Genomic DNA, 22,251 nt, shown 5'->3' with positions numbered 1-22,251 from the left:
GTGCGGTGTGTCCGTGGCGCCCGTTCCTCAGGCGTGCTGTGCGCGGAGTTCGGCGAGTACGTGCGCGGCGTGGTCCGCTCGTACGGCTCCGTCACCGATCAGGCGCTCGACCACTTCGGGGATCTCTTCGGGGGCGGCTCCGGCGGCGACCGCCACGTTGCGCGCGTGCAGCGACATGTGGCCGCGCTGGATCCCCTCGGTCGCCAGCGCGCGCAGTGCGGCGAGGTTCTGCGCCAGGCCGACCGCCGTGACGGTCTCGGCCAGTTCGCGTGCGGTGGACACGCCGAGAAGGCGTACGGCCGCCGCGGCCGCCGGGTGGACCTTCGTCGCGCCGCCGACAAGGCCCACCGGCATGGGGAGTTCCAGTGTGCCGACGAGGTCGCCGTCCCCGTTCACTTCGAAGTGCGACAGGGCGGTGTAGCGTCCGCCGGCACCGACCGCGTGGGAGTGGGCGCCCGCCTCGACGGCCCTGGTGTCGTTGCCCGTCGCCAGCACCACGGCCGTGATCCCGTTCATGATCCCCTTGTTGTGCGTGGCCGCACGGTAGGGATCGGCTTCGGCCAGCGCGGCCGCGTGCACGATGTCGTGGACGACGTCGGCACCGCCGAGCGGGCCGGCGGCGAACACCGCCCGTGCCCGCGCCAGTCGAAGGTCCGCCTTGTTGGTGAGGATGCGCAGCAGCGTCCGGCCGCCCGCGATGTCTCCGACGCGGTCCGCGACCGCCTCCGCCATGGTGTTGACCGCGTTGGCGCCCATGGCGTCACGCACGTCCACGGCCAGATGCACGACGATGTAGCGCCCGGGGCGGGCGTCGACCACGTGTACCGAGAGTTCCCGCACTCCGCCGCCGAGGGAGACGAGCATCGGGTCCTGCTCGTCGGCCAGGCGGACCAGTTCCCCGGCGGCTTCGAGCAGCCGCAGTCGTGCGCCGTAGGGGTCCGCCACGTCGAGCACCTGGACCTGCGCCTGCATGACCGGTTCCGAGCTGGACGTGTGGAAGCCGCCCCGCTCGCGGGCGATGCGTGCGGCGTTACTGGCCGCCGCGACGACGGAGGGCTCCTCCGTGGCCATCGGGACCAGCACGTCCGTGCCGTTGACGGTGAAACCGGTGGCCACTCCCACGGGCACACCGAGCAGTCCGACCACGTTCTCGATCATGTGGTCGGCCTGCTCGACGCTGAGCCCGCCGGAGGCCAGCACGTCGAGGGATTCGAGCGGGACGCCGGTGGTCTCGGCCAGCAAGGCCCGCCGGCCCGCCGGAGATTCGTCCCGGAATCCGCGAATCCTGCTCTTCGTAGCCACTCATACCTCCACGTCGTCCCGGGCGTCCTCCCGGGCTGCACGGCACCTGCCGCAGCGCGGCGAGGGAGCGTTCCGGCGACTCGCTGCCGTCCTCGGTTGGCAGTAACGCTATGGAGGCGGGGATCTCGAAAACACGGTTGATTCACACATACTTCGCCGCCTCGGCGCGTGTGATTCCAGCGGCAGGATCAGCAGAACCACGAGTTCAGCGCCCTGCGGAGGGCCGCGCGGTCCGGCGGCCCACGCTCTTGCGGACCACGCCCTCCGCGGACCGGCCTCATCCCGCCGTCACGCGGCGCGAGAGCGCGTGCAGCCGGGCGGCCACCGAGACGCGGAACAGCGGCTCCGGAGCACGCCACTCCGCTCCCAGCAGCACGCTGATGCGCTCCAGCCGCTGCGTGACGGTGTTGATGTGCACGTGGAGGGCCCGAGCCGTGCGGCTCGGGCTCGCGTACGAGTCGGCAAAGGTGTGCAACGTCTCGAAGAGCTGCGTTCCGTGCTTCTCGTCCCACCGCAGCACGGGCCCGAGCGTCGATTCGATGAACCCGGCCAGCTCCGCTCCCCCCGTCCCGAACATCGCCATGTACGGCTCGTAGCTCTGCGCGTCCACGGTTCCGTCCGCCGTGTCCAGGCTCCTCAGCAGCCGGACGCACCGCTGCGCGGAATCGAAGCAGCGCCCCAGTGCCTCCGCGGAGCGGGCAGGCGGACCGGCGACGGCCAGCACCGGTTCCTGCTGGACGCCGCGCACCGCATGCCACGCTTCCTGTGCGGCGGTCACCGGTTCCCGGCAGGGGCTGAGAACCACCAGCACACCGTCGCGTTCGCCGACCAGACCGCCCGGAACCGCCCGCCTCAGCGCCTCGGACGCGGCCCTGCGCCGCTCGGCGGCGACGCTCACGGCGACCACTGACCGCAGCTCCTCCAGCCGCACTTCGCGGGCTCGAGCCCTGAGCAGCAGCTCCTGCCGGCGCGAGGCGTCGCCGCGCAGGATGTCAGAGACCAGCTCCCCGCGGACGCGGTCCTCGGCCGCGGCGACCGCTTCCTGCTTCACGGCCACGAAGGCGAGGATCTGGGCTGCGCGTTCGATGGTGCGCTGGTCGACCTCGCGCAGTTCGAGGTCGCCGTATCCCACGAGTACCGCGCCCAGCAGGGTCTCCGCGGCCACGACCGCCACCGCGACCTCCGGCAGCGGGGCCCCGCCGTCGACGAAGACGCACCGTCCGGACCGCCGGCTGGCCTCGACCGCCTCACGTACCGCGGAGAGCAAGCTTCCGTCCGTCCCGGAGTAGTGCACCCCGCCGGTGCCCGGTTCCCTCGCCACGGGCGCGAGTTCCCTGTCGAGGATCGTCACCGGGCGGCCCAGTGACGTGCCGAGCGTCCCTGCCACCTCCCCGGCGCTGCCGCCTTGCAGCACCACGGCCGTCAGGTCCTCGTGGACGGCGCTGGCGCGTTCCATGGCGGTGACGTGGCCGGCCAGTACGGAGTTGGCGCGCTCGGCGTCCTGAGCGGCGACGTTCGCCTGCTCCAGCAGCCGCGCGGTCTGAAGGACGACCGCCGCGTGATCGGCGAACGCGCTGAGCAGCGCTATCTCCTCGGGAACGAACTCGTGCTCGCTGCGGTCGGCCGCGAACAGCACGCCCAGGACGCGGTCCCCTGCCACGAGCGGCACGCCGAGCAGGGCCACCAGCCCCTCCGCCGCCACGGCGGCATCGATTCCGGCCTCGTGCGGGATCGACCGGTTGTCCTGGTAGACGGACGTCCACTGCGGGCTCCGGGTGCGCACGACCTTGCTCGCGAGCCCCATACCGGGAGGAACGCGCAGCTCGCGGAAGGACTCGGCCACCGCCCCCAGCGTCGAGCGCACCCGCAACTCGTCACTGTCCTCATGGAGTTCGGACAGGTACGTGACGTCGGTGCCCATCAGGTCATGGGCGCGTTCGACGAGGCGGTGCAGCAGCGCGTCGGCGTCCCGCAGCTCAGCGAGCTCGCGCGCGCTGGAGAACAGCGCCGACAGCTCCTGTCCGCGGCGTCGCCAACGCCCCAGCACCGAGCGGAGGTTGCGGACCCGGTTCGCCAGATCCGCCGCTTGCTCCGCCGGGAGCCGGGCGTTCAGCTCCTCGTACGCCTTGGCGGCCTCGTCCTCGGCCTCGGCGACCGCGGCGTCCAGCAGCGCCGCCACCTGCGCCACCGGGAGAGCCCCGCCCTGCTCGTCGACGTTCCTGGTCACGGCGACAGAATGCCTCCCGCCCGGCGGCCGGAGAAGAAGCGGTGCGCGACCCGTACGCGGGGCGGCAGCAGGGTCGCGGTGAGTGACGGCTCGAACGATCTCCGGCTCGCGATGTCACCGACCGCGAACCGCGACCGCGATTGCGGCTGCGGGGGACAGCCGCGGCCGGAGCCGATCTCAGCGGCGAAGCGACGCGGATACGGGCCGGCTGTGCCCGTTGGCGCCCGCCGCGCCCCCGTCGCCCCGTGCGCGCCGGCTGAAGGCCGCGCAGATCAGGAATCCGGTCGGCACGCTCAGAAGGCTCGGGGAGGTCAGCGGCCACACGCTCCAGTCGGCGTTGGGGAAGAGCGCGTGGGTGGTGCCCGAGACCAACGGCGACAAGAAGATCAGGGCCAGGTTGATCACGGTGGTGATCAGGACGCAGTACCTGATCCCGGTCGCCGGGACCGGCCGCTTGCCCAGGCTGAACACGAGCAGCGGCAGCAGCGTCGAGACCGTCTCCGTGTAGGTGAGGACCAGCCAGAACTGCGGGCTCACATCGATCGTCAGCGTCGCGACCAGGATGGCGAAGACGCCCAGGCCCACCATGGCCAGCCGCGCGCGCACCGCCCCGGTGTCGCGGCGGGCGCTCAGCTCCACCTCGGCGCTGCCGCCGCGGCTCAGGTCGTGCACGATCGACGCGGCTCCGGCCAGCAGCAGCACGGAGGCCGAGGCGAGGATCGTAAGGAAGATGGCGCACATCATGAAGAACAGGAGCTTGCCCACGTCGCCTGTCTCGCTGCCGTCCAGGGCCATGGCGAGCAGTGCCAGGTTCACACCGCCGAACGGCCCCTCCCGGGCGAGCTCCTGGCGCCCGACCAGGGCGCCTATGCCGAAGCCGAGGAACATGGCCGTGGTGACGAGGAAGCACAGAGCGGCCGCCCCCACACCGGCCGCCTTCCGGGCGCTGCGCGCGTCCGGTGACTGGGCAAGCCGTACGACGATGTGCGGCAGGAAGGCCGCTCCGACCAGCACGCAGCCGGCGTAGCTGAGGAGATCCAGGTGCCCGGCGATGCCCCCTCCGAAGAGGCCGCCGGTGCTGAAGTACGCGTCTGTGGCTCCCTGTTGCCGCTGGGCGGTCTCCAGCAGGGCGCCGATGTCACCGTCGAAGCGCAGGAGCACCATGACCGCCATGACGGGGGCGATCAGTACGAACGAGGTGGCCGTGCCGATCTGGTGCATGGTCGCGCCGCGGGCGGCGCCGATCGTGGCGCAGGCGAGGATCAGCCCGCCGGCCAGTACGACGACGACCCGCCGGGAGAACGGATCGCTCAGCCCGATCAGTTGGGCGGCATGGCTGAGCGGCTGGAGCTGCCCGATGAGCAGCGGCACGACGGCCACCAGGCACGCGATCCCCACCCAGCGCTTGGCGGGCCCGTGCGGCAAGTGGCGGGTGACCATCTCGCCGAAGGTCTTGCCTCTGGCCCCCGGCAGCCTGCCGGCCAGCCAACTCCGCATCAGCAGGGGGGACATGGCCGCGCAGCAGAAGATGATCACTCCGTCGAGACCGCCGATGGCGACGGTGCCGAGCAGGTAGAGCACGGCCGCGGTGGGCATGAGATCGCTGGCGAAGGCCAGGCCGGTGGGAACGGTGCCGAGCTGTTTGCCCTCGCGGAAGAATCCGTCGCCGAGGCGCAGATCCGGGCTGACCCACATCGCCAGGAACAAGCACGCGGCGATGAACAGCATGAATAAACACACGGCGAGGAAGCGCGGTTCGAGGAAGTCGTTCATGAGCCGAACAGCCCGTTCGGCGAGCGGGAGGTCATCGTGATCGCTCCGGTAGTGATCGCGGGCTCACGCGGCTCCCGTGCGCTCAGGGCTTCGGCATGGCTCGACGATGTTACTGCGGGTTACTTGGTCGCTCGTGAGTTTAGTTTTCCCGTTACACCCTCCTCAAGCTGACCTGTGGGTACGGCAAAGGAGATCGGGTCTGTGTTGTGAAGGTACGGCGAACGGGATGACGGGCGGGCAGGCCGGTGTGCCCTTCCACCGTCATGAGCGCCCGTCGGTACGTCGCCGGTACGTCTCCGGTGCGCGCCGGCCCCAGTCGGTACCGGCGGGCGCCGGGGACTCACCGTGACGGCACTGCCCGTACCGTCCACGTGCCGGCGCGACCGATTGGCGGCGATAGCGTGAGCCGCGAGCCGGACGACGAGGAGGGCGCGTGCGATTCGCGTTGGACATGCTGTTCGCCGACGTGCCCGAAGAGCAGGTCGATGAAGCTCGTGCCTTCTACAGGGCGAGGGCGGCGGGCCGTGGCCCCGGCACGCTGGAGGAGCTGAAGCAGGCACGAGCGAAGAGGCCCGAACCCTCTCCGGCCGATCCGCCCGCCGTCGAAGAGACGATCGAAGCCGCACAAGTGCCCGTCCCCGTACGGATCTTCACCCCTGCCGACGGTCCGTCGCTGGGGGTCTACCTGGACATACACGGCGGCGGCTTCTACATGGACTCCGCGGCGCGAGGAGACGCGCGCAACCGCGAACTCGCGGACGCCCTGGGTCTCGCCGTCGTCAGCGTCGACTACCGGCTCGCCCCTGAGTACCCCTGGCCCGCGGCACCGGACGACTGCGAAGCGGCGGCGCTCTGGCTCGTCGAGGAAGCCGCATCGCGCTTCGGAACGTCCCGGCTCGCGATCGGCGGAAGCTCCGCCGGAGCCACGCTCGCCCTGGCGACCCTGCTACGGCTCAGAGACAGAGGCGCCGCCGGCCGATTCACCGGCGCTGCGCTCCAGTTCGGCACCTACGACTTGAGCGCGCGGACCCCGGCCGGTCGCCTCATCGCGGACGAGTACTTCATCCAGGCGTACGCGGGCCACGTGGAAGACCGCACCGTTCCCGACATCTCTCCCATTTACGGCGTCCTGAACGGGCTTCCCCCGACGCTGCTGATCGTCGGAAGCGCGGACGTACTGCTGGAGGACAACCTGGCGATGGCGGGCCGGTTGTCGGCAGCCGGCAACGACGTCGAACTCCGGGTCTACCCCGAGTCACCCCACGGCTTCACGGGCCACCCCACGGCACTGGCCAGGACGGCGCTCGGCGGCGTCGACTCCTGGGTGCGGGACCGGATCACGGAGTAGCAGGGGCGAGACACACATAGAACTTCTGGAGCTCGTTCAGACAGGCCGCGTCGAGCCGCTTTCGATCGGGCGTTCCCCGGGCGGCCCGGTACGGAGCCCGGCCGCCTCACCGAGCGCCGAGGTCAACTGCCCCCAGGCTTAAGGGGACTTCAGGGCGGAGGCCGCCGCGTTGCGCACGTGCCCGCACCACAGTTCGCTCGCCCGGGCCGCCTCCCGGGCCTCGACGGCGCGGACCACCTCCTCGATCTCGGCGATGCTCGCCGCCGCACGGCCCGGCCGGGAGAGGGAGAGCGAGCGCAGCCGCGCCAGGCGGCCCTGGAGCAGGCCGGCCTGGGCCTTGAGCGCGGCATTGCCCGCCCCGGCGTAGAGCACGTCGTAGAACTCCTCCTTCGCCTGGAGCATCGCCGCAGTGTCGGCCGACCGGTGTGCCGCGGCCAGCTCGCCGAACCGCTCCCTCAGCCGTGCGACCGCCTCGTCCGAGGCGCGTTCCGCGAACAGGCGGATGGCGAAGCACTCGAGGGCCTCGCGCAGTTCGTACACGTCACGAGCCTGCTGCTCCGTCAGTACGGCGACGACGGGCCCCTTGTGCGGAGGGATCTCCAGGAAACCCTCGGCTTCGAGCTGGCGGCACGCCTCGCGCACCGTGTTGCGGGCGACGTCCAGCCGCTCGCACAACTCCCGTTCCACGAGCCGCTGTCCGGGCGCCAGGGAACCGTCGACGATCTCGGCCCGCAGGGCTTCGACCACCTGCGCCCTCACCGGCGCCACAACGCGAGCGACCTTCACCTGACCTCCTCTTGCCGGACGAGCGGGAAGCGTATCCGAACTCGACTGTCCAACCGCCCCATTGACCAATTGTATTACGATCCATAGTCTCCGGGGACAGAACGCTCACGGCAGAGCGCACACCGTGCGAAGGGCGCCTTCGCCTCACGCGCCACAGAAGGGCAGGTCATGTCTTCAGCCACGTCCGTCGGTGCTAACCCGCCGGCCGAGCCCCGCCGGTACGGCCTGTTCATCGACAACAAGCAGACCGAGGCGGACTCCGATGCCTGCGTGGAAGTGACCAACCCCGCCACGGGCGCCGTCTGGGCCCGGGTCCCCGATGCGTCGGAAGCGGACGTCGACCGTGCGGTCGCCAGCGCGCGCCGCGCCTTCGAGGAGGGCGACTGGCCGCGCTACCGGGCCGCCGACCGTGCGCGCTTCCTGATCCGCTTCGGAGAGGCCGTCGCCGACCACGCCGAGGAACTAGCGCGGCTCCAGGTCGACGAGAACGGCAAGCTGATGCGGGAGATGGCCGGCCAGGCCAGGCTGATGCCGGAGTACTTCAACTACTACGCGGGGCTCGCGCAGTTGCCGACCGGCACGACCAACGCGCTGCACGTCACCGACATGCTCAACTACACCGTGCGCGGCCCCCTCGGCGTGGTCGCCGCGATCACACCGTGGAACTCGCCGCTCCTGCTGCTGGCCTGGAAGCTCGGCCCGGCGCTCGCCGCCGGCAACACTCTCGTCGCGAAGCCCTCCGAGGTGACACCGGCCTCCACGATCCGCTTCGCCGAGATCGCCGCCGAATGCGGGCTTCCTCCCGGCGTCTTCAACGTCGTGACGGGGCTGGGCACACCCTCGGGAACGGCGCTCACGGGCCACCCGGACGTCGACAAGATCGCCTTCACGGGATCGACCGCCACGGGACAGGCCATCGCCTCGCAGGCGGGCGCGACGCTCAAGCGCGTCTCGCTGGAGCTGGGCGGCAAGTCCCCGAACATCGTCTTCGACGACGCCGACCTCACCAGCGCCATGAACGGGCTCGTCGCCGGGATCTTCGGCGCCAGCGGGCAGACCTGCATGGCCGGTTCACGCATCCTGGTCCAGGAGAGCGTGTACGAGGAGGTCGTCGGCGAGCTCGCCGCACGTGCCGACGCCGTCACGGTGGGAGATCCGCACGACGCGCGCAGCGAGATGGGGACGATCGCCTCCCGTGCCCAGTACGAGAAGGTGCTCCACTACATCGGCCTCGCCGCCGCCGACGGCGCCAGGCTCGCTGCCGGCGGGACTCCCGCGACTGTCGAAGGCCTCCCGGACGGCCTGTTCGTCCGCCCCACGGTCTTCGCGGACGTCACCAACGACATGCGCATCGCCCGGGAGGAAGTCTTCGGTCCCATCGCGGCCGTCATCCCCTTCCGGGACGAGGCGGAGGCCGTACGCATCGCCAACGACTCCCCGTTCGGCCTGGCCGCCGGTGTCTGGACCGGCAACGTACAGCGCGCCCACCGGATGGCCGCGCGGCTCCGGGCCGGCACCGTCTGGGTCAACAACTACCGCAAGACCTCGTACGCGACGCCCTTCGGCGGATTCAAGCAGAGCGGCCTCGGACGCGAGAACGGACCGGACGCGCTGCGCGAGTACACCGAGGAGAAGAGCGTCTGGGTCGACACCGGGCAGGGAGTGAAGGACCCCTTCAATCCCCGTGCCTGACACCCGTCCGTCCGTTCAACGGTGAACACGACAGCAGGGGACGTCTCATGAGTGAAACGGCCGGCCGGCCGGAATCGCCGGCATCGTCGGCACGCGGGCAGAAGGCCATCGTGGTCGTCGGTTCCGGAATCGCGGGACTGTCGGCGGCCGTCTCGGCGGCCGAAGCCCTGGAGGGGGCGGAGCAGACCCGGGTGATCGTGGTGGAGCGGGCCGAACCGCACGAGGCGGGCGGCAACACCCGCTGGACATCGGCCTATCTGCGCCTCGACGACGTCTACGAACCCGGCGACTCGTTCGTCGAGGACATCCTCGCCTTCTCCGGCGGCCGCACCCCGGCCGAGTACGTGGAGACGCTTCTCGACCGGCTGCCCGAGGCGATGGAGTGGATCCAGCAGCACGGGGTGCGGTTCCGCAGACTCCCCACGTACTTCATCAACAGCAGCAGGCGCCGCCTCCAGCCGGTCGGCGGAGGCGAAGCGCTGCTGGCCGCGCTCAGGCCGGCGGCCGAACGGCTCGGCGTGCGGTTCCGCTACGGGACGACCGCGCAGCGCCTCGTGAAAGACCCCTCCGGGCGGATCAGCGGCGTGGTCGTGAGCGGCCCCGACGGCGAGGAGACCGTCCCCGCCGAGAGCGTGATCATCGCCTCGGGCGGATTCGAAGGCGACGCGGACGCGCTCTCCGAGGCGCTCGGAAAGGACGCGTCCGGGCTCCGGCCGATCGCCCCCGGCGTGCGGTTCAACAAGGGGGAGGGCATCCGCATGGCGCTCGACGCGGGCGCCAGGCGGGGCGGCCAGTGGGACGGCTTCCATGCCGAACCCGTCGACCCTCGCAGCCCCGACCCGGAAGCCCTGGTGATGGTCTTCCCGTACGGAATCCTCGTGAACGAGCGCGGGGAGCGCTTCGTCGACGAGGGCCGGGGCACCGTGGACGAGACGTACGAATCCACGGCCCGCGCGATCTGGGCCCAGCCCGGGGGCACCGCCTACTTCCTCACCGACCGCAGCTTCGAGGCCGTCACCAGCCGCGACCGCGGTCTGCTGACCACCGCCAGGCCGGTGGTCGCCGACAGCCTCGACGACCTGGCGGGCCGATTGGGCCTGCCCGCCGGGAAGCTTGCGGAGACCGTGGCCTCCTACAACGCCTCCGTTCAGGACGGCACCTTCGACTGGCGGCAGCCCGACGGCAAACGGACGGAGGGACTCGACCCGCCGAAGAGCAACTGGGCCGTGCCGCTGGCCGATCCGCCGTTCCTGGCCTATCCGATCGTCTGCGCCATCGTCTTCACCTTCGGCGGGCTGGAGACGACGGCACACGCCGAAGTGGTGGACGGCACCGGCGCGCCCGTTCCCGGGCTGTACGCGGCAGGGGAGTGCACTGGCATCTACCACGGCAAGTACCCCGGGGGCACGTCCGTACTGCGCGGCATGATCTTCGGCCGCGTCGCAGGCCGGCACGCGGCGCGTGCCACGGCCCCTTCCTGAGCCGCCGGACCAACCTGCGCGGCACGCACGGGAGTTCCGGGAGCGGGGGCTCGGGGCCGCGAGCGCGGCCGTGCCGTCTCGCGGCCCCGCAGCAGTTCAACGCCTACGTCTGGCCGGCGGGGTTCAGTACCCGGCCGAGCCAGTCGTTGCGCGTCCGGCGCGCGGCCTCCGAGACCCGTACGTGCGGGAAGAGCGCGTCGAAACCGTGGAACCCCCCTGCCCAGACGTGCAGTTCGGCCTGTCCTCCGGCGGCCCAGATCCTGGTGGCGTACTCGACGTCCTCGTCGCGGTAGACCTCGGCGGAACCCGCGTCGATGTAGGTGGGAGGCAGGCCGGAGAGGTCGTCGGCGAGTGCGGGTGAGACGTGGCGCGGCACCTCCTCGTCCCGTGCGTCGCCGCCGAGGAGCGACCGCCACGCGAACGCGTTCTTCTCGCGGGTCCAGACGGCGGGCACGCCGGAGTACTGCCGGCTCGACACCGTGTCGTTGCGGTGGTCGAGCATGGGCCCGATCAGCACCTGGGCGGCGACGGCGGGAGTGCCTCGGTCGCGGGCGGTCAGCGTGACCCCGGCAGCGAGGCCCCCTCCCGCGCTGGCTCCCGCCACGACGATGCGGTCGGGGTCGACGCCCAACTCGCCGGCGTGCTCCGCGATCCAGAGCAGCCCCTGGTAGGAGTCGTCGAGCGGCGCCGAGCCGGTGGACTCCGGTGCCAGCCGGTAGTCGGCGGAGACCACGACCGCGCCGAACAAGTCGAGCCACTCCAGCGGGATGTCGATCTGCCAGAAGCGGTTGCCCATCACCATGCCGCCGCCGTGCAGCCAGTACACGCACGGAAGCATCGAGGAGGACGTGGTTCCGGCGGGGCTGAAGACCGACAGCGGGATCCGCGTACCGTCCGGGCCGGGGATTGTGATCTCGCGCCGGTCGGCTGCCCGGTCCTTGAGGAGGTCGTCGACCGGGGGCGACGGCTGCCGGCGCAGCTCTTCGAGCATCTCCGGGTCGAGCCGGGAGGAGAGCGGCATGCCGTCGAGCTGCGCGTGCAGCTCGGGGTCGATGCCGGGGCGGGCCAGGGTCACGGCGGGTCCTTTCTGGGAGGTCAGAACGCGGCTCTGGGAGGTCAGAACGCGGCCTTGCCGCGGACCGGTACGTAGTCGGTGTACACGGACTCCCCGACGACCATCCCCCCGATCCGCGAGACGATGGCCTGAGCGGCCTCGCCTGCGAAGACCCGGTGATGGTCCTCCTCGCTCGTCCAGCCCTCGGTGACGTGGACGACGTCGGGGTCGGACGCCGAACGGCACACGAGGTAGACGACGCAGTGCTCGCTCGCACCGGGGCTGCCGTCGTCGAGTCCGCTCAGCAGCAGGTCGACCAGCTGGTCGCCCATTCCGGGCTTGGCGGTGAGGGTTGCTTGAAATCCGTAGTCGACGGTCACGGCTTCTCTCCTGTCAGATGTACGTGGATACCGGACTGGAGGCCGCCAGCGGGGGCCCGTAGGATTCCGGTGATTCCATGAAACTCCTCTGACCTGCGGGAATGATAGACCGTTCATCGCGGGCCCTTGCACGATCCTCCCGCATGGGGGAGCGAGGCACCGGCTGGTGTGGTGCAATCGGGGTGTGCACCTCGACGAACTCCGCACTCTGCTGATGCGGCATGCGCGGCCCGACTGGACCACGGCCATCGACGGCGTGCTCGTCTCGAAGACCGAGCGCCCGGATCCGCCGGCGCCGTCCATGTCCGGCACGGTGCTGGCCGTCATCGCACAGGGCGCCAAGACCCTCGCGCTGGGCGAGAGGGTGTTTGAGTACGGGGCCGGGCAGTACCTCGTCGCGTCGGTCGACCTGCCGGTCACCGGTCACTTCACGGAGGCGAGCCCGGAGCGCCCGGCCCTGGGGTTCGGACTCATGCTGGAACCGTCCGCCGTGGCCGAGCTGTTGTTGCAGACCGGGGCGGGCGGCGCTCCCCGCAGCGGCGGCGGCGCACCGTCGGGCATCGCCGTGAGCGACGCACCGGCCGAGCTGCTGGACGCGGTGATCCGGATGCTGCGCCTGCTCGACGAGGAGCCCCGCGACCGCGCGGTGCTCGCTCCTCTCGTCAAGCGGGAGATCCTGTGGCGGCTCATCACCGGTGAGCAGGGCACCATCGTGCGCCAACTCGGCCTGGCCGACAGCAGCTTGAGTCACGTCGCGCGGGCCGTCCACTGGATCCGCGAGCACTACGCCCAGCCGTTCCGCGTCGAGGACGTCGCGCGGCTGTCCGGCATGAGCGTCTCCGCCTTCTACCGCAACTTCCAGGCGGTGACGGCGATGAGCCCCATCCAGTTCCAGAAGCAGATCCGCCTTCAGGAGGCCCGCCTGCTGCTGGCGACCCGCCCGCACGATGTGACGGGGGTCGGCCAGAGCGTCGGCTATGACAGCCCCTCGCAGTTCAGCCGCGAGTACCGCCGTCAGTTCGGCGCCCCGCCGAGCCAGGACGCCGCCCGCCTCCGCGTCACCGCCGGAACCACGGCCACCGTCCTGCCCTGACGGACCGGCGGTCTCCGCCTCACTCGGACCGTGCCCCTTGAAGCGGCACGATTGTGCAAGGAACCGAGACGATCTTTCTTCTGTTTCCGCAGCTCAGGGTGGTTCGATGGATGACATGAGTTCCCGTACGGGAACCAGCGAATCCACTCATGTGCAGGAGGCACACCATGAAGACCGCCATCGTCACCGGCGCCAGTTCCGGGATCGGACAGAGCGCCGCCAAGCAGATCGCGGCACGCGGGACCGGGGTGATCCTCACCTACAGCTCCAACCGCCAGGGCGGCCTCGACACGGTGGAGGCGATCAAGAAGGAAGGGGGCACGGCCGTCGCGCTGCCGCTCGACCTCGGCGACAGCGGGAGCTTCCCCGCCTTCCGGGACTCCGTGGCCGAGGCGCTGCGCGAGAACTGGCAGCGCGAGACCTTCGACCACCTCGTCAACAACGCGGGCTTCGCGCAGAGTTCGCTGATCGAGGACACCACGGAGGAGCTGTTCGACACGTCCGTGCGGGTCCTGCTCAAGGGCCCCTACTTCCTGACGCAGCAGCTCCTGCCGCTCATGGCCGACGGCGGGGCCGTCGTCAACACGACCAGCAACTCCGCACTGCCGACGGGCGAGGAGCCCGGCTACTCGGTGTACGGGACGATGAAGGGCGGTCTGGCCGTCCTGACCCGCTACATGGCCAAGGAGTTCAGCAAGCGGGGCATCCGCGTCAACGCCGTCGCGCCGGGTCCGACGCGTACCCGCCTCGGCGGCGACGCGTTCGAGCGGTTCCCCGAGGTGATCCCGCCGCTGGCCGAGAAGACCGCGCTCGGCCGCCTCGGCGAACCCGACGACCTCGGCTCGGCGATCGCGTCGCTGCTCTCCGAGGAGGGACGCTGGATCACCGCCCAGCACATCGAAGTCTCCGGCGGCTACAACCTCTAGCCTTCGGCGAGAAATCCGCGGGGTCGGGGGCCGACCTCAACGGCGTCTTCAACGTCCTGGCGGGAGCGGCGCGTTGGGCTCACGCCGGTCCGGGAGAGCGCTCGCGTCCGGGGCCCACGCTGGGCGCGGCGGCCCCGGCCGGGCGCCGGCCGGCCGCCGTCGCGGTCGGGGGCCTGCGCACCGCACGTGCAGTCGAACCGGCCGAGTCCTTATAGGCTGTCGGCCTCGAAGCCCGGTGGGGCTGCGACGCGTCAGGGGGGGTTGACGACGGTGGTGGACGGCGAAGCGGCACAGCTGAGTGCGACCTTCGACGCCGTGTCCCGGCGCCTGCACGCCGGGCAGTCGAGCGAACGTGTGCTGCGGGAGATCGTGACCACCGCGGTTTCCCTGATACGGGGAGCGGACTACGCGGGGATCTCGGTACGGGGAGGCGGCGGCCGGTTCGAAAGCCCCGCCTACACCGACGACTTGGTGGTCACGATCGACCGCGTCCAGCAGGAGGTGGGCGAGGGACCCGCCATGGACGCCGCGACCGGAGCCCCCGTCCTGCACATCGCCGACATGGAGCAGGAGCACCGGTGGCCGCTCTTCGCGGAACGTGCCCGGGAGTTGGGCGTCCGCTCCATGCTGCGCTGCCGTTTCCCCGGTGAGCGCGGGGTACAGGCCGCACTGAATCTCCACGGCAGGCAGCAGCACGTCTTCGACTCCGCGGCCATCGAGACCGCCGCGGTCTTCGCCGCGCACGCCTCCGTGGCCTTCGCGGAAGCGGGGTTGATCGCCTCGCTCAACTCCGCCGTCTCCGGCCGGCAGCACATCGGCGAAGCCACCGGCGTCCTCATGGAACGCCACAACATCGGCTCACGGGAGGCGTACGAGATGCTCGTCGAGGTCTCCCGGCGCTCCGGCACCGAGCTGCGCAACGTCGCCGCGGGCCTGGTGACCGACCGCGAACTCCCGCGGCCCCACGACCGTACGGGCGGCGAGTCGCCCTCGGACCCGGACTGAATCCCCCTGCCCGCGGGGGCGGTTCGCGGTGCGCGCCGACCGGTCTCCGCCCACGCCCGCAGTCTGGTCCGTACGCGACGTCGGGTCACGTGGCAGACCTTGCGCGAGCCGGCGGAAGAGGCCGCCGGGCCGGCCCGCGGAGGGGCGGGGGTGCGATCATGGGCGGGGCCGCGCAGCGCGTACGGAGGAGGGCTCGCCATGCCTGCTGTTCCCGCCGATCCCACGGTGCTCCACCCGATCCCCGAACAGCCTCGTGTCGTGCTCCTCAAGCCGCTGGTGACCTCTCCGCTGATCGAAGCCGGTGAGTTCTCCTACTACGACGACCCGGAGGAGCCCACCGCGTTCGAGACCCGCAACGTGCTCTACCACTACGGCCCCGAGAAGCTGATCATCGGGAAGTTCTGCGCGCTGGGCGAAGGGGTGCGGTTCATCATGAACGGCGCCAACCACCGCATGGACGGCCCGTCGACGTTTCCCTTTCCCATCATGGGCGGCTCGTGGACGGACCACTTCGACTTGATCACCGGCCTGCCCGGACGGGGCGACACCGTGATCGGCAACGACGTCTGGTTCGGATACCGGAGCACGGTGATGCCCGGAGTCCGCGTCGGGCACGGAGCGGTCGTCGCCTCGGGCGCCGTGGTCGTCGACGACGTCCCCGACTACGGCGTCGTCGGCGGCAACCCGGCCAGGCTCATCCGCTCCCGGTTCGACGAGGCGGAGGTCGCGCGCCTTCTCGAAATCGCCTGGTGGGACTGGCCGATCGAGCACATCACCGAGCACATTCCGCTGATCATGTCGGGCACCGTCGACGAGCTGGAGGCCGCTGCCCGGACCGTGACGAGCGGCCCCTGAGCGGTGCCGCTCGCCTGTCGGACTCCGCCCGGCGGCTGAAGCTTCCGCCCTTCGGCTGTGCGCCGCCGAGGATCGCGAGGTCGCGGGTGCCGAGCCCGTGGCCGGAGCAGGCTCCGCCGCCGTCGTTTTCTGCGCGCTGAACGCTCCGTCGGTTGTCAGACGGGCCCGATTGTCAGGCGAGCCCGGTGAGGTCGAACTCGATGACGACCTCGTCCGCCAGGCGCAGGGCGCCCGCGAACGCGGAGTACGGCTTGATGCCCCACGTGCTCTGCACGACGGTGGCGGAGCCGCGTACGTGCCCGTCCCCGTCCAGACGCCCCTCAAGGGTGACCGGACGCGTCGCTCCCATGATCGTGAGGTCCCCGGTCACGGTGAAGGACTCCGGACTGCCGGCGACCCCCGTCGAGGTGAAGGTGATCGCGGGGTGCTCGGCGGGGCGAAGGATCTTGGCGGCTATCGTCTGCTTGATGTCCGCCCGGTCGGAGTCCGTGAGCGGCTTCAGGCCGCCGACTCCCTCCAGGACGTTCAGGGAACCGGTCTCAGCGGTCACGGTCACGGACGACCGTGCGAGGTCGGCCGCGTCGACCTCGACGTCACCGGTCCATCTGGTGACCTCGATCGTCAGATCGTGACCGGCCTTGCGACCCAGTCCGGTGCGGCTCGTCTTGATCCTCAGGTGACCTGTGTCCGAGCCGATTCGGTATGTCCCGCCGACAGGCTGCATACGGTCAACATACGTCCGGGAGCGATGCTTTCCGCCCGGATAGTCACGCTGATGACAACCCTTGGCGGCACCCTGGCAGCGGGACCAGCGGGACCAGCGGGACCAGCGGGACCAGCGGGACCAGCGGGACCAGCGGGACCAGCGGCGCCGGCCAGCCGCACTCGGGCCTCGTCGCTCCGGACTGCCCTCGCCCCTGGCAGCCCTCGCCCCCCGGCATCGGCGTCGGTCCGCGATCAGAGCCCGGCGAGCAGGTCGTCGAGCGGCGCGGGTATGCGGTCGGGGTCGAGGGCCTCGACGAGAACGCGGCCGTAGTGGATCTTGCGCCCCTTCTTCGTGCCGAGGAAGCGCCGCAGCTGCTGCTGCGGGTCGCGGCCCCGCTGTGCGGGCTGGCGCAGAAAGGCCTGGAGGGCGCGCAGGTCGCCCTCCGCCCGTACGAGCTCCTCCACCCGCGTCACGCCCAGCGCGCGGATGAGCTCGTCCTCCAGATCCGCCGCGCAGACGAAGAACCCCGGCTGCGCCGCGCCGACGCGCTCCAAGCCGCGGGCGTAGTAGTCGCGTTCGCCCTCGTCGCACAGCCCCGTGAGGCGGAGGCCCAGGCCGGGCGGCCCGAGGAGGCGGGCGAAGCGCCCGACACTCATCGCACCGCCCATCGGCAGGACGCAGACTCCCTCGGCCGCCAGATTCCGGCCGCGGCTCGCAGCCAGCGCGCCGACCGCCGCGACGTCGCTCGGTCCTTCGAGCAGGACGGCCGCCCGGACGGGCAGCCGCGCGGCCAGCTCGCGCGCGGGGCCGTCGGGGCCGCCGGCCGCCCACGCGACGACCGCGTCCCGGAACGACCCCATGTCAGCCATGGGAGGAGTCTCCGCTCTTCGCGGGCGAACGCGGTAGGCAATTTCCGCGGGGGGCGGCCGCCCACGAGCGTGGTGCGCCCCGGCCGGTGGCACATGATGGGAGCGCCGTGGACCGCGGAAGGCACCTTGGACGGCCGTGAGGAGTCGCCATGACCGAAATGCCCGAACCCCTCTCCGTGCCGGTGCGGACCGACCCCGGCACGCAGGCGGCGACGAGGCTCATGAGCTCGCTCGTACGGATCCGTGCCGGCGGGGAGCACACGGCGGGGGCCTTCGCGCTGCTGGACCATCAGGCGGAACGCGGCTACGCCGCTCCGCAGCACGTCCATGAGCACGAGGACGAGACCTTCTTCGTACTGGACGGCAGCGTGCGCTTCCTCGTCGGCGACGACGACTACACGGCGGGTCCCGGTGTCGTGGCCGTCCTGCCTCGCGGCATTCCGCACTCCCTCGTCGTCACCTCGCCGACCGCGCGCCTGCTCAATCTGGTGACGCCCGCGGGGTTCGAGAGGTTCGTGCTCGAAGCCGGAACTCCCTTGGAGGCGCCTGCGGGAGCCCCGCCCGGCATCGAGACCCTGACGGCCCTGGGCGCCCGCTTCGGCATCGAGATCATCGGCCCGCCGCCCGCCCCGTGAGGCCCCGCGCCAGGCGCTTCAGGTCTCGTCGGGTTCGAGCTCGAACGTGAAGTAGATGCTCAGCGTGTAGGGCTCGTCCTCGTCGTATGCGTAGTCCCACGAGACGTCCACCAGGAACACGTCGTGTCCGCCAACCCACTCTTGGGCCTTGCCGAAGGTGTCCGCGGCGGTCGTGCCGGTGAACAACTTCCTTGCCATGGGGTGGACTTGGGAGTCGGCGTCCGAGTCGTCGAAACCCTCCGGGACGTCCAGGCAGAGGCCGGGGTCGAGCTCCATGGACTGCGCCCTTTCCAGTCGGTCGCCGCTACGGGTCCAGAGCCGGTCCTCTGAAGCGCGGCGTCCCGTAAGACCGCGGTGGCATCCGGAAGGGTTGCTCTGCGTCGGGCCCTATTCGCGTTTCGCCCCGGGCCCCCGTGCGCGTCACCGCACGGGGCCCGAGCCGCGGCCACCCTGACTCGCCACACTGACAGCCGGATCGCTGAGCGCATTCCGGGCTTGCGGGCACTACCTGCCCCGGCGGCCGTCGCCGCCGTCCTCGTTCTCGTCGTTCTCGTCCTCGTGCCGCCGCACCTGATCGATGAGGCGGTGCAGCAGGGCACGCGCCGCGGCGATCTCGTCCGGCTCGATGCCCTGCGTGAGCACGTCGTGCACCTCGGCGGCACGGGCCGTGATCCTGCGCAAGGTCTCCTCGCCAGCGGACGTGAGCGCCAGGAGCGGAGAGCTCCGGTGGTCGGGGTTGGCCTGGAAGGCGGCCAGGCCTTCGCGCACGAGGTCGTTCGCCACGCGCTGCGTTCCCTGGCGGGAGACGCCGAGCCGGCGTGCCGCGCGGGCCACGCTCAGCGGGCTCTCGGAGACGACGCTGAGCAGCTGCCATCGAGCCTGCGTCTGCCCCTCCGCGGCGGCGACCGCCTGGCCGGACCGGCGCAGCAGTCCGGCCGCCTCGTACACGTCGGCGACCAGGAGGGCCATCTCGTCGGGCATGTGTCGTCGCTCCTCAATTGACAATATATTGTCGTTCCGTATATCAGTTGTCATCCTATCCGTGGCCATCCGAGGCGAACCACGCCCGGTGCCAGTCCCTGCCTCATCGGAGACGACCATGAACGACGCGCTCGACAACCTTCGGTCCGCCCTGGCGCGTGCCGACGCCGTACGCCCCAAGGTCGGCGGCTTCCCGTATCTCGCCGAGACGCTCCGCCAGTCCGGTGCCACCCGCTGCCGGATGGCCGTCCCGTCGAACGCGATGCTCTACCTCACCGCCGACGGCCCCGTCGCCGTCCAGGGCGAGCCGCTGGTGACCGGCATGGTCGGCGTCCCGCGATTCGACCGCCGGGCGCTGATCGCCGCGCTCCGCTCCGATCAGGCGGGCGAGACCAGGTTCCCGGAGTTCGTCCAGGGCTGCTGGAACGCAGGCGTCGTCTGGTACGAGGTGGACCTCGACGAGCGGACCTGCACGTACCACGGCGCGGACGGCGACAGCTACGCCGAGAGCTATCCCGCGGTTGAGGTCTGACGGCGATCCCGAACGCGCCGGAACCGCAAGGCCGTTGGGCCCCCGCGTTACGTGGCCCGCGAGCCCGCGAACCCGAACCCTGCTGCGTTGGCGCACACTCGTCTGTACGGGCCGCGCCCAGGTCGGTCACTCTCGGAGCGTGTACGGGATGTCGAACGCCGATCCGGAGGGGAGCCCCCGTGGACGGTGAGCGTCGGCCGCCCGCAGACGGCGGCGGCCACGGCAACGGCGGCAGCCGCTACGACGCGGGCAGCCAGGGCGAGTCGGGCGATCACGGCGAGCTGGGCGACCCTGGCGGCGGCCGCGGTGGCAGGGCCGTGGCGGTGGCCATGCTCGTACTGACGGCTCTCACCGTCGTGATGGCGGCGGTCGCCGCCTGGCGCCTGTTGTCGTAGGACGCGGTTGCCGTCGTCGGGGCCGTCGTCGCGGGCCGTGGTCGTGTGCTGGGTCGTGGGTCGGCAGGGCTCCGCCTCGGAAGACCGCAGGCCGGTGCCCATGTCCCGCGGGGTGCCCCGTACGCCGCTGTACACCAAGATCACCCTGTTCTAATCTTGTGCGCCTGCCCGCTGGTTGACACTTTGTCCAGGAGGTTCGCGTGGTTGCGGAGGAACAGAGCGCGGGTGCCTCCACGTCCGCCTCCACCATCGGCGAGACCACGTCCGTCGTCGTGGTCGGCGCAGGGCCCGCCGGGCTGACTCTCGCGAACCTCCTCCAGGCCGAGGGAATCGACTGCTTATTGCTGGAGGCCGAGAGCCGGGAGTTCGTCGAACAGCGGCCCCGCGCGGGCTTCCTGGAGGAGTGGGCCGTGCGCGCGCTGGAGCGGCGCGGCCTCGCGGGGCAGGGCCTGCTGCGGGCGGAGGCGCAGGGCGACTGCGAGTTCCGGCTCGACGGGACGCGGCACCTCTTCCCATACGGAGAGCTCTCCGGCAACCGGCACATCGTCTATCCGCAGCAGCTGCTCGTGACGGACCTGGTGCGCTCGTACGCCGACGAGGCCGGGGGAGACGTGCGGTTCGGCGTACGGGACGTCGCCGTGCACGGCGTCCGCACGGGCCGTCCCTCCGTCTCCTGGACCGACCCGGAGACCGAGCAACGGCACACCGCCGTCTGCGACTTCATCGCCGGCTGCGACGGAGCCCGCGGCTCCACGCGTGCCGCGATACCCGAGGGCGGCGTCGAGGTCTTCCGCCACGACCTGGGCGTGGGCTGGCTCGCGCTGCTCGCCGAGGCGCCGCCCTCCGCGGAGAGGGTCGTATTCGGGCTGCACCCGCAGGGCTTCGCGGCGCACATGGCACGCGGACCCCGGGTGACCCGCTACTACCTGGAGTGCCCGCCGGGAGACTCCCCGGACGACTGGCCACACGAGCGGGTCTGGAGCGAACTGCGCACGCGGCTCGCCGCACGCGACGCCGCGCCGCTGAACGAGGGCGAGTTGATCGAGCGCCGGGTCCTCGACATGCACAACTACGTGGTCGAGCCGATGACTTACGGGCGGCTGCATCTCGCGGGCGACGCCGCGCACCTCGTGGCGCCCGTCGCCGCGAAGGGCATGAACCTCGCGCTGAACGACGCGCTGCTGCTGGCGGACGCCTTCCGCGCGTACTACCGGGAAGGCGACGACAGCGGCCTCGAAGGCTACTCGGACGCCTGCCTGCGGCGGGTGTGGCAGTACCAGGACTTCAACAAGTGGCTCTCGGAGACCGTGCACGGCCCGTCCTCCGGCGACCCGTTCCGCGCGGGGGTCGCGGCGGCGCGGCTGCGGCGCATGACGCGCTCGGAACAGGCGGGAAGGGCCGTCGCCTCGCTCTACACGGGCAGCGACGCGGACCACTGACGAGTCCTCTGGCCTCTCCGGCCTCCGGCCTCTTGAGTACGGTCTCGCGCGCCCTACGCCCCGCCCCCGCGGTCGCCCCCGCCCCCGCTCCCGCCGTCGACGAAGAGCAGGCGGCGGTCGATCGCCGTGGCGCGCAGCGCGAGGGCCTCGGCGTACTCGGGGGAGTCGTACCAGCGCCGCGCCGCGTCCAGATCGGGGAACTCCACGATGATCAGGCGGGCTTCGTCCGGCCACGCGCCCTCGACCGCGTCGGGACGCCGCCCACGGGAGAGGTACCGCCCGCCGTGCTTCTCGATGGACGCCGCGGCCAACTCCCGGTAGGCGTCGGCCTGTTCCTCATCCAGAACGGTCACTTCGGAGATCACGTACGCAGGCATGCGCCCGAGGCTAACGAACGAGCCGCGCCCGTCAGTCGCGGGGGAAGTTCTCCGTTGTGAGCGTGAGGCCGACCGGGGTGTCGGACAGATCGATCTCCTCACCGAAGTCCACGGTCAGATCCCTGCCGTAGTCGCCGTCCTTGGGGTGTGTGAAGAGTCGGCAGCGGCCGACGTACGGATCGACGATCAGATACGCCGGAACGCTCGACGAGGCGTAGGTCGCCAGCTTGGGCCCGTAGTCGTTCGCGGCGGTGGAGCGGGAGACGACCTCGACGACGAACTCGATGTCCTGCGGGGAGAAGAGGCCGCGGGCGTCCGGCGTCGCGTCATCGGCGATCTTCATGACGGTCACGGTGACGCTCCTCCCCGCCGCGCCGGATCGCGCAGCCGCGCGG

Annotated in this window: 23 protein-coding genes; 11 read left to right on the top strand and 12 right to left on the bottom strand. The window is 71.2% G+C overall.

Annotated elements, in window-relative coordinates; all coding sequences use genetic code 11:
• Positions 1-27 precede the first annotated feature (27 nt).
• The 3 genes from QQM67_RS29960 to QQM67_RS29950 all read right to left on the bottom strand — a co-directional run bounded on the left by QQM67_RS29960 (position 28) and on the right by QQM67_RS29950 (position 5,302).
• Positions 28-1,302, bottom strand: a complete 1,275-nt coding sequence (locus QQM67_RS29960; protein WP_314178449.1) for a hydroxymethylglutaryl-CoA reductase, degradative — start codon at positions 1,300-1,302, stop codon at positions 28-30.
• 277 nt (positions 1,303-1,579) lie between these two features.
• Positions 1,580-3,529, bottom strand: coding sequence for a helix-turn-helix domain-containing protein (locus QQM67_RS29955; RefSeq protein WP_314178447.1), 1,950 nt, complete (start codon positions 3,527-3,529; stop codon positions 1,580-1,582).
• Between the two features lie 177 nt (positions 3,530-3,706).
• Positions 3,707-5,302 (bottom strand): sodium:solute symporter family transporter, encoded by a 1,596-nt coding sequence (locus QQM67_RS29950; protein ID WP_314178445.1) that lies wholly within the window; start codon positions 5,300-5,302, stop codon positions 3,707-3,709.
• 433 nt (positions 5,303-5,735) lie between these two features.
• Between QQM67_RS29950 and QQM67_RS29945 the strand changes: the two genes are divergently transcribed.
• The gene (locus QQM67_RS29945; RefSeq protein WP_314178443.1) at positions 5,736-6,650 is read left to right on the top strand and encodes an alpha/beta hydrolase; all 915 of its coding nucleotides are present in this window, start codon (positions 5,736-5,738) and stop codon (positions 6,648-6,650) included.
• A gap of 138 nt (positions 6,651-6,788) precedes the next feature.
• Here the strand turns inward: QQM67_RS29945 and QQM67_RS29940 are convergent, their stop codons facing one another.
• Positions 6,789-7,436, bottom strand: coding sequence for a GntR family transcriptional regulator (locus tag QQM67_RS29940; RefSeq protein ID WP_314178441.1), 648 nt, complete (start codon positions 7,434-7,436; stop codon positions 6,789-6,791).
• 168 nt (positions 7,437-7,604) lie between these two features.
• On the opposite strand from QQM67_RS29940, the gene QQM67_RS29935 reads away from it, so the two are divergent.
• Both QQM67_RS29935 and tcuA read left to right on the top strand, forming a co-directional pair.
• Positions 7,605-9,128 carry an aldehyde dehydrogenase gene (locus tag QQM67_RS29935; RefSeq protein WP_314178439.1) on the top strand — a complete coding sequence of 508 codons (1,524 nt, stop codon included), beginning with the start codon at positions 7,605-7,607 and terminating at the stop codon, positions 9,126-9,128.
• A 47-nt stretch (positions 9,129-9,175) separates the two neighbouring features.
• A complete protein-coding gene (tcuA, locus tag QQM67_RS29930) occupies positions 9,176-10,609 on the top strand; it encodes an FAD-dependent tricarballylate dehydrogenase TcuA (protein WP_314178437.1) in 1,434 nt (477 codons plus the stop codon).
• 103 nt (positions 10,610-10,712) lie between these two features.
• On the opposite strand, the gene QQM67_RS29925 is transcribed toward tcuA, so the two are convergent.
• Both QQM67_RS29925 and QQM67_RS29920 read right to left on the bottom strand, forming a co-directional pair.
• Positions 10,713-11,684, bottom strand: coding sequence for an alpha/beta hydrolase (locus QQM67_RS29925; protein ID WP_314178435.1), 972 nt, complete (start codon positions 11,682-11,684; stop codon positions 10,713-10,715).
• A gap of 41 nt (positions 11,685-11,725) precedes the next feature.
• On the bottom strand, positions 11,726-12,043 hold the full coding sequence (locus QQM67_RS29920) for a putative quinol monooxygenase (RefSeq protein WP_314178433.1): 318 nt from the start codon (positions 12,041-12,043) through the stop codon (positions 11,726-11,728).
• Between the two features lie 184 nt (positions 12,044-12,227).
• Between QQM67_RS29920 and QQM67_RS29915 the strand changes: the two genes are divergently transcribed.
• The 4 genes from QQM67_RS29915 (at position 12,228) to QQM67_RS29900 (ending at position 15,922) form a co-directional block, all read left to right on the top strand.
• Positions 12,228-13,136, top strand: a complete 909-nt coding sequence (locus tag QQM67_RS29915) for an AraC family transcriptional regulator (protein ID WP_314178432.1) — start codon at positions 12,228-12,230, stop codon at positions 13,134-13,136.
• A gap of 167 nt (positions 13,137-13,303) precedes the next feature.
• Positions 13,304-14,062 carry an SDR family NAD(P)-dependent oxidoreductase gene (locus tag QQM67_RS29910; RefSeq protein WP_314178430.1) on the top strand — a complete coding sequence of 253 codons (759 nt, stop codon included), beginning with the start codon at positions 13,304-13,306 and terminating at the stop codon, positions 14,060-14,062.
• Between the two features lie 270 nt (positions 14,063-14,332).
• Positions 14,333-15,067 (top strand): ANTAR domain-containing protein, encoded by a 735-nt coding sequence (locus QQM67_RS29905; RefSeq protein WP_314178627.1) that lies wholly within the window; start codon positions 14,333-14,335, stop codon positions 15,065-15,067.
• 198 nt (positions 15,068-15,265) lie between these two features.
• The gene (locus tag QQM67_RS29900) at positions 15,266-15,922 is read left to right on the top strand and encodes a CatB-related O-acetyltransferase (RefSeq protein WP_314178428.1); all 657 of its coding nucleotides are present in this window, start codon (positions 15,266-15,268) and stop codon (positions 15,920-15,922) included.
• Positions 15,923-16,094: 172 nt separating this feature from the next.
• On the opposite strand, the gene QQM67_RS29895 is transcribed toward QQM67_RS29900, so the two are convergent.
• Together QQM67_RS29895 and QQM67_RS29890 are read right to left on the bottom strand one after the other, a co-directional pair.
• On the bottom strand, positions 16,095-16,646 hold the full coding sequence (locus QQM67_RS29895; RefSeq protein ID WP_314178427.1) for a YceI family protein: 552 nt from the start codon (positions 16,644-16,646) through the stop codon (positions 16,095-16,097).
• A 233-nt stretch (positions 16,647-16,879) separates the two neighbouring features.
• On the bottom strand, positions 16,880-17,497 hold the full coding sequence (locus tag QQM67_RS29890; RefSeq protein ID WP_314178426.1) for a TOPRIM nucleotidyl transferase/hydrolase domain-containing protein: 618 nt from the start codon (positions 17,495-17,497) through the stop codon (positions 16,880-16,882).
• Between the two features lie 149 nt (positions 17,498-17,646).
• Between QQM67_RS29890 and QQM67_RS29885 the strand changes: the two genes are divergently transcribed.
• Entirely contained in the window at positions 17,647-18,132 is a 486-nt protein-coding gene (locus QQM67_RS29885; protein WP_314178424.1) for a cupin domain-containing protein, read from the top strand.
• A gap of 18 nt (positions 18,133-18,150) precedes the next feature.
• Here QQM67_RS29885 and QQM67_RS29880 read toward each other — a convergent pair whose 3' ends face one another.
• Both QQM67_RS29880 and QQM67_RS29875 read right to left on the bottom strand, forming a co-directional pair.
• Positions 18,151-18,408, bottom strand: coding sequence for a hypothetical protein (locus tag QQM67_RS29880; RefSeq protein WP_314178421.1), 258 nt, complete (start codon positions 18,406-18,408; stop codon positions 18,151-18,153).
• A 228-nt stretch (positions 18,409-18,636) separates the two neighbouring features.
• A complete protein-coding gene (locus QQM67_RS29875; RefSeq protein WP_314178419.1) occupies positions 18,637-19,113 on the bottom strand; it encodes a MarR family winged helix-turn-helix transcriptional regulator in 477 nt (158 codons plus the stop codon).
• A gap of 118 nt (positions 19,114-19,231) precedes the next feature.
• Here QQM67_RS29875 and QQM67_RS29870 point away from each other — a divergent pair, with 118 nt between their 5' ends.
• The 3 genes from QQM67_RS29870 to QQM67_RS29860 all read left to right on the top strand — a co-directional run bounded on the left by QQM67_RS29870 (position 19,232) and on the right by QQM67_RS29860 (position 21,479).
• Entirely contained in the window at positions 19,232-19,645 is a 414-nt protein-coding gene (locus QQM67_RS29870; protein ID WP_314178418.1) for a DUF1398 family protein, read from the top strand.
• A gap of 179 nt (positions 19,646-19,824) precedes the next feature.
• On the top strand, positions 19,825-20,040 hold the full coding sequence (locus QQM67_RS29865; protein ID WP_314178416.1) for a hypothetical protein: 216 nt from the start codon (positions 19,825-19,827) through the stop codon (positions 20,038-20,040).
• Positions 20,041-20,288: 248 nt separating this feature from the next.
• Complete coding sequence (locus tag QQM67_RS29860) at positions 20,289-21,479, top strand: 4-hydroxybenzoate 3-monooxygenase (RefSeq protein ID WP_314178625.1); 1,191 nt, start codon at positions 20,289-20,291, stop codon at positions 21,477-21,479.
• Positions 21,480-21,532: 53 nt separating this feature from the next.
• Here QQM67_RS29860 and QQM67_RS29855 read toward each other — a convergent pair whose 3' ends face one another.
• Complete coding sequence (locus tag QQM67_RS29855; protein WP_314178414.1) at positions 21,533-21,856, bottom strand: DUF1330 domain-containing protein; 324 nt, start codon at positions 21,854-21,856, stop codon at positions 21,533-21,535.
• A 31-nt stretch (positions 21,857-21,887) separates the two neighbouring features.
• Entirely contained in the window at positions 21,888-22,199 is a 312-nt protein-coding gene (locus tag QQM67_RS29850; protein WP_314178624.1) for a Uma2 family endonuclease, read from the bottom strand.
• Positions 22,200-22,251 lie beyond the last annotated feature (52 nt).

The organism is Streptomyces winkii (genome assembly GCF_032248595.1).
GTDB lineage: Bacteria > Actinomycetota > Actinomycetes > Streptomycetales > Streptomycetaceae > Streptomyces > Streptomyces winkii.
This window is presented reverse-complemented; position numbering and strand designations above follow the sequence as displayed.

Bases quoted from the DNA above. Each gene is read 5' to 3' on its own strand.
- QQM67_RS29890 (WP_314178426.1), bottom strand. From the start codon at position 17,497: ATGGCTGACATGGGGTCGTTCCGGGACGCGGTCGTCGCGTGGGCGGCC.
- QQM67_RS29875 (WP_314178419.1), bottom strand. From the start codon at position 19,113: ATGCCCGACGAGATGGCCCTCCTGGTCGCCGACGTGTACGAGGCGGCC.
- QQM67_RS29870 (WP_314178418.1), top strand. From the start codon at position 19,232: ATGAACGACGCGCTCGACAACCTTCGGTCCGCCCTGGCGCGTGCCGAC.
- QQM67_RS29895 (WP_314178427.1), bottom strand. From the start codon at position 16,646: ATGCAGCCTGTCGGCGGGACATACCGAATCGGCTCGGACACAGGTCAC.
- QQM67_RS29855 (WP_314178414.1), bottom strand. From the start codon at position 21,856: ATGCCTGCGTACGTGATCTCCGAAGTGACCGTTCTGGATGAGGAACAG.
- tcuA (WP_314178437.1), top strand. From the start codon at position 9,176: ATGAGTGAAACGGCCGGCCGGCCGGAATCGCCGGCATCGTCGGCACGC.
- QQM67_RS29950 (WP_314178445.1), bottom strand. From the start codon at position 5,302: ATGAACGACTTCCTCGAACCGCGCTTCCTCGCCGTGTGTTTATTCATG.
- QQM67_RS29910 (WP_314178430.1), top strand. From the start codon at position 13,304: ATGAAGACCGCCATCGTCACCGGCGCCAGTTCCGGGATCGGACAGAGC.
- QQM67_RS29900 (WP_314178428.1), top strand. From the start codon at position 15,266: ATGCCTGCTGTTCCCGCCGATCCCACGGTGCTCCACCCGATCCCCGAA.
- QQM67_RS29880 (WP_314178421.1), bottom strand. From the start codon at position 18,408: ATGGAGCTCGACCCCGGCCTCTGCCTGGACGTCCCGGAGGGTTTCGAC.
- QQM67_RS29885 (WP_314178424.1), top strand. From the start codon at position 17,647: ATGACCGAAATGCCCGAACCCCTCTCCGTGCCGGTGCGGACCGACCCC.
- QQM67_RS29935 (WP_314178439.1), top strand. From the start codon at position 7,605: ATGTCTTCAGCCACGTCCGTCGGTGCTAACCCGCCGGCCGAGCCCCGC.
- QQM67_RS29850 (WP_314178624.1), bottom strand. From the start codon at position 22,199: ATGAAGATCGCCGATGACGCGACGCCGGACGCCCGCGGCCTCTTCTCC.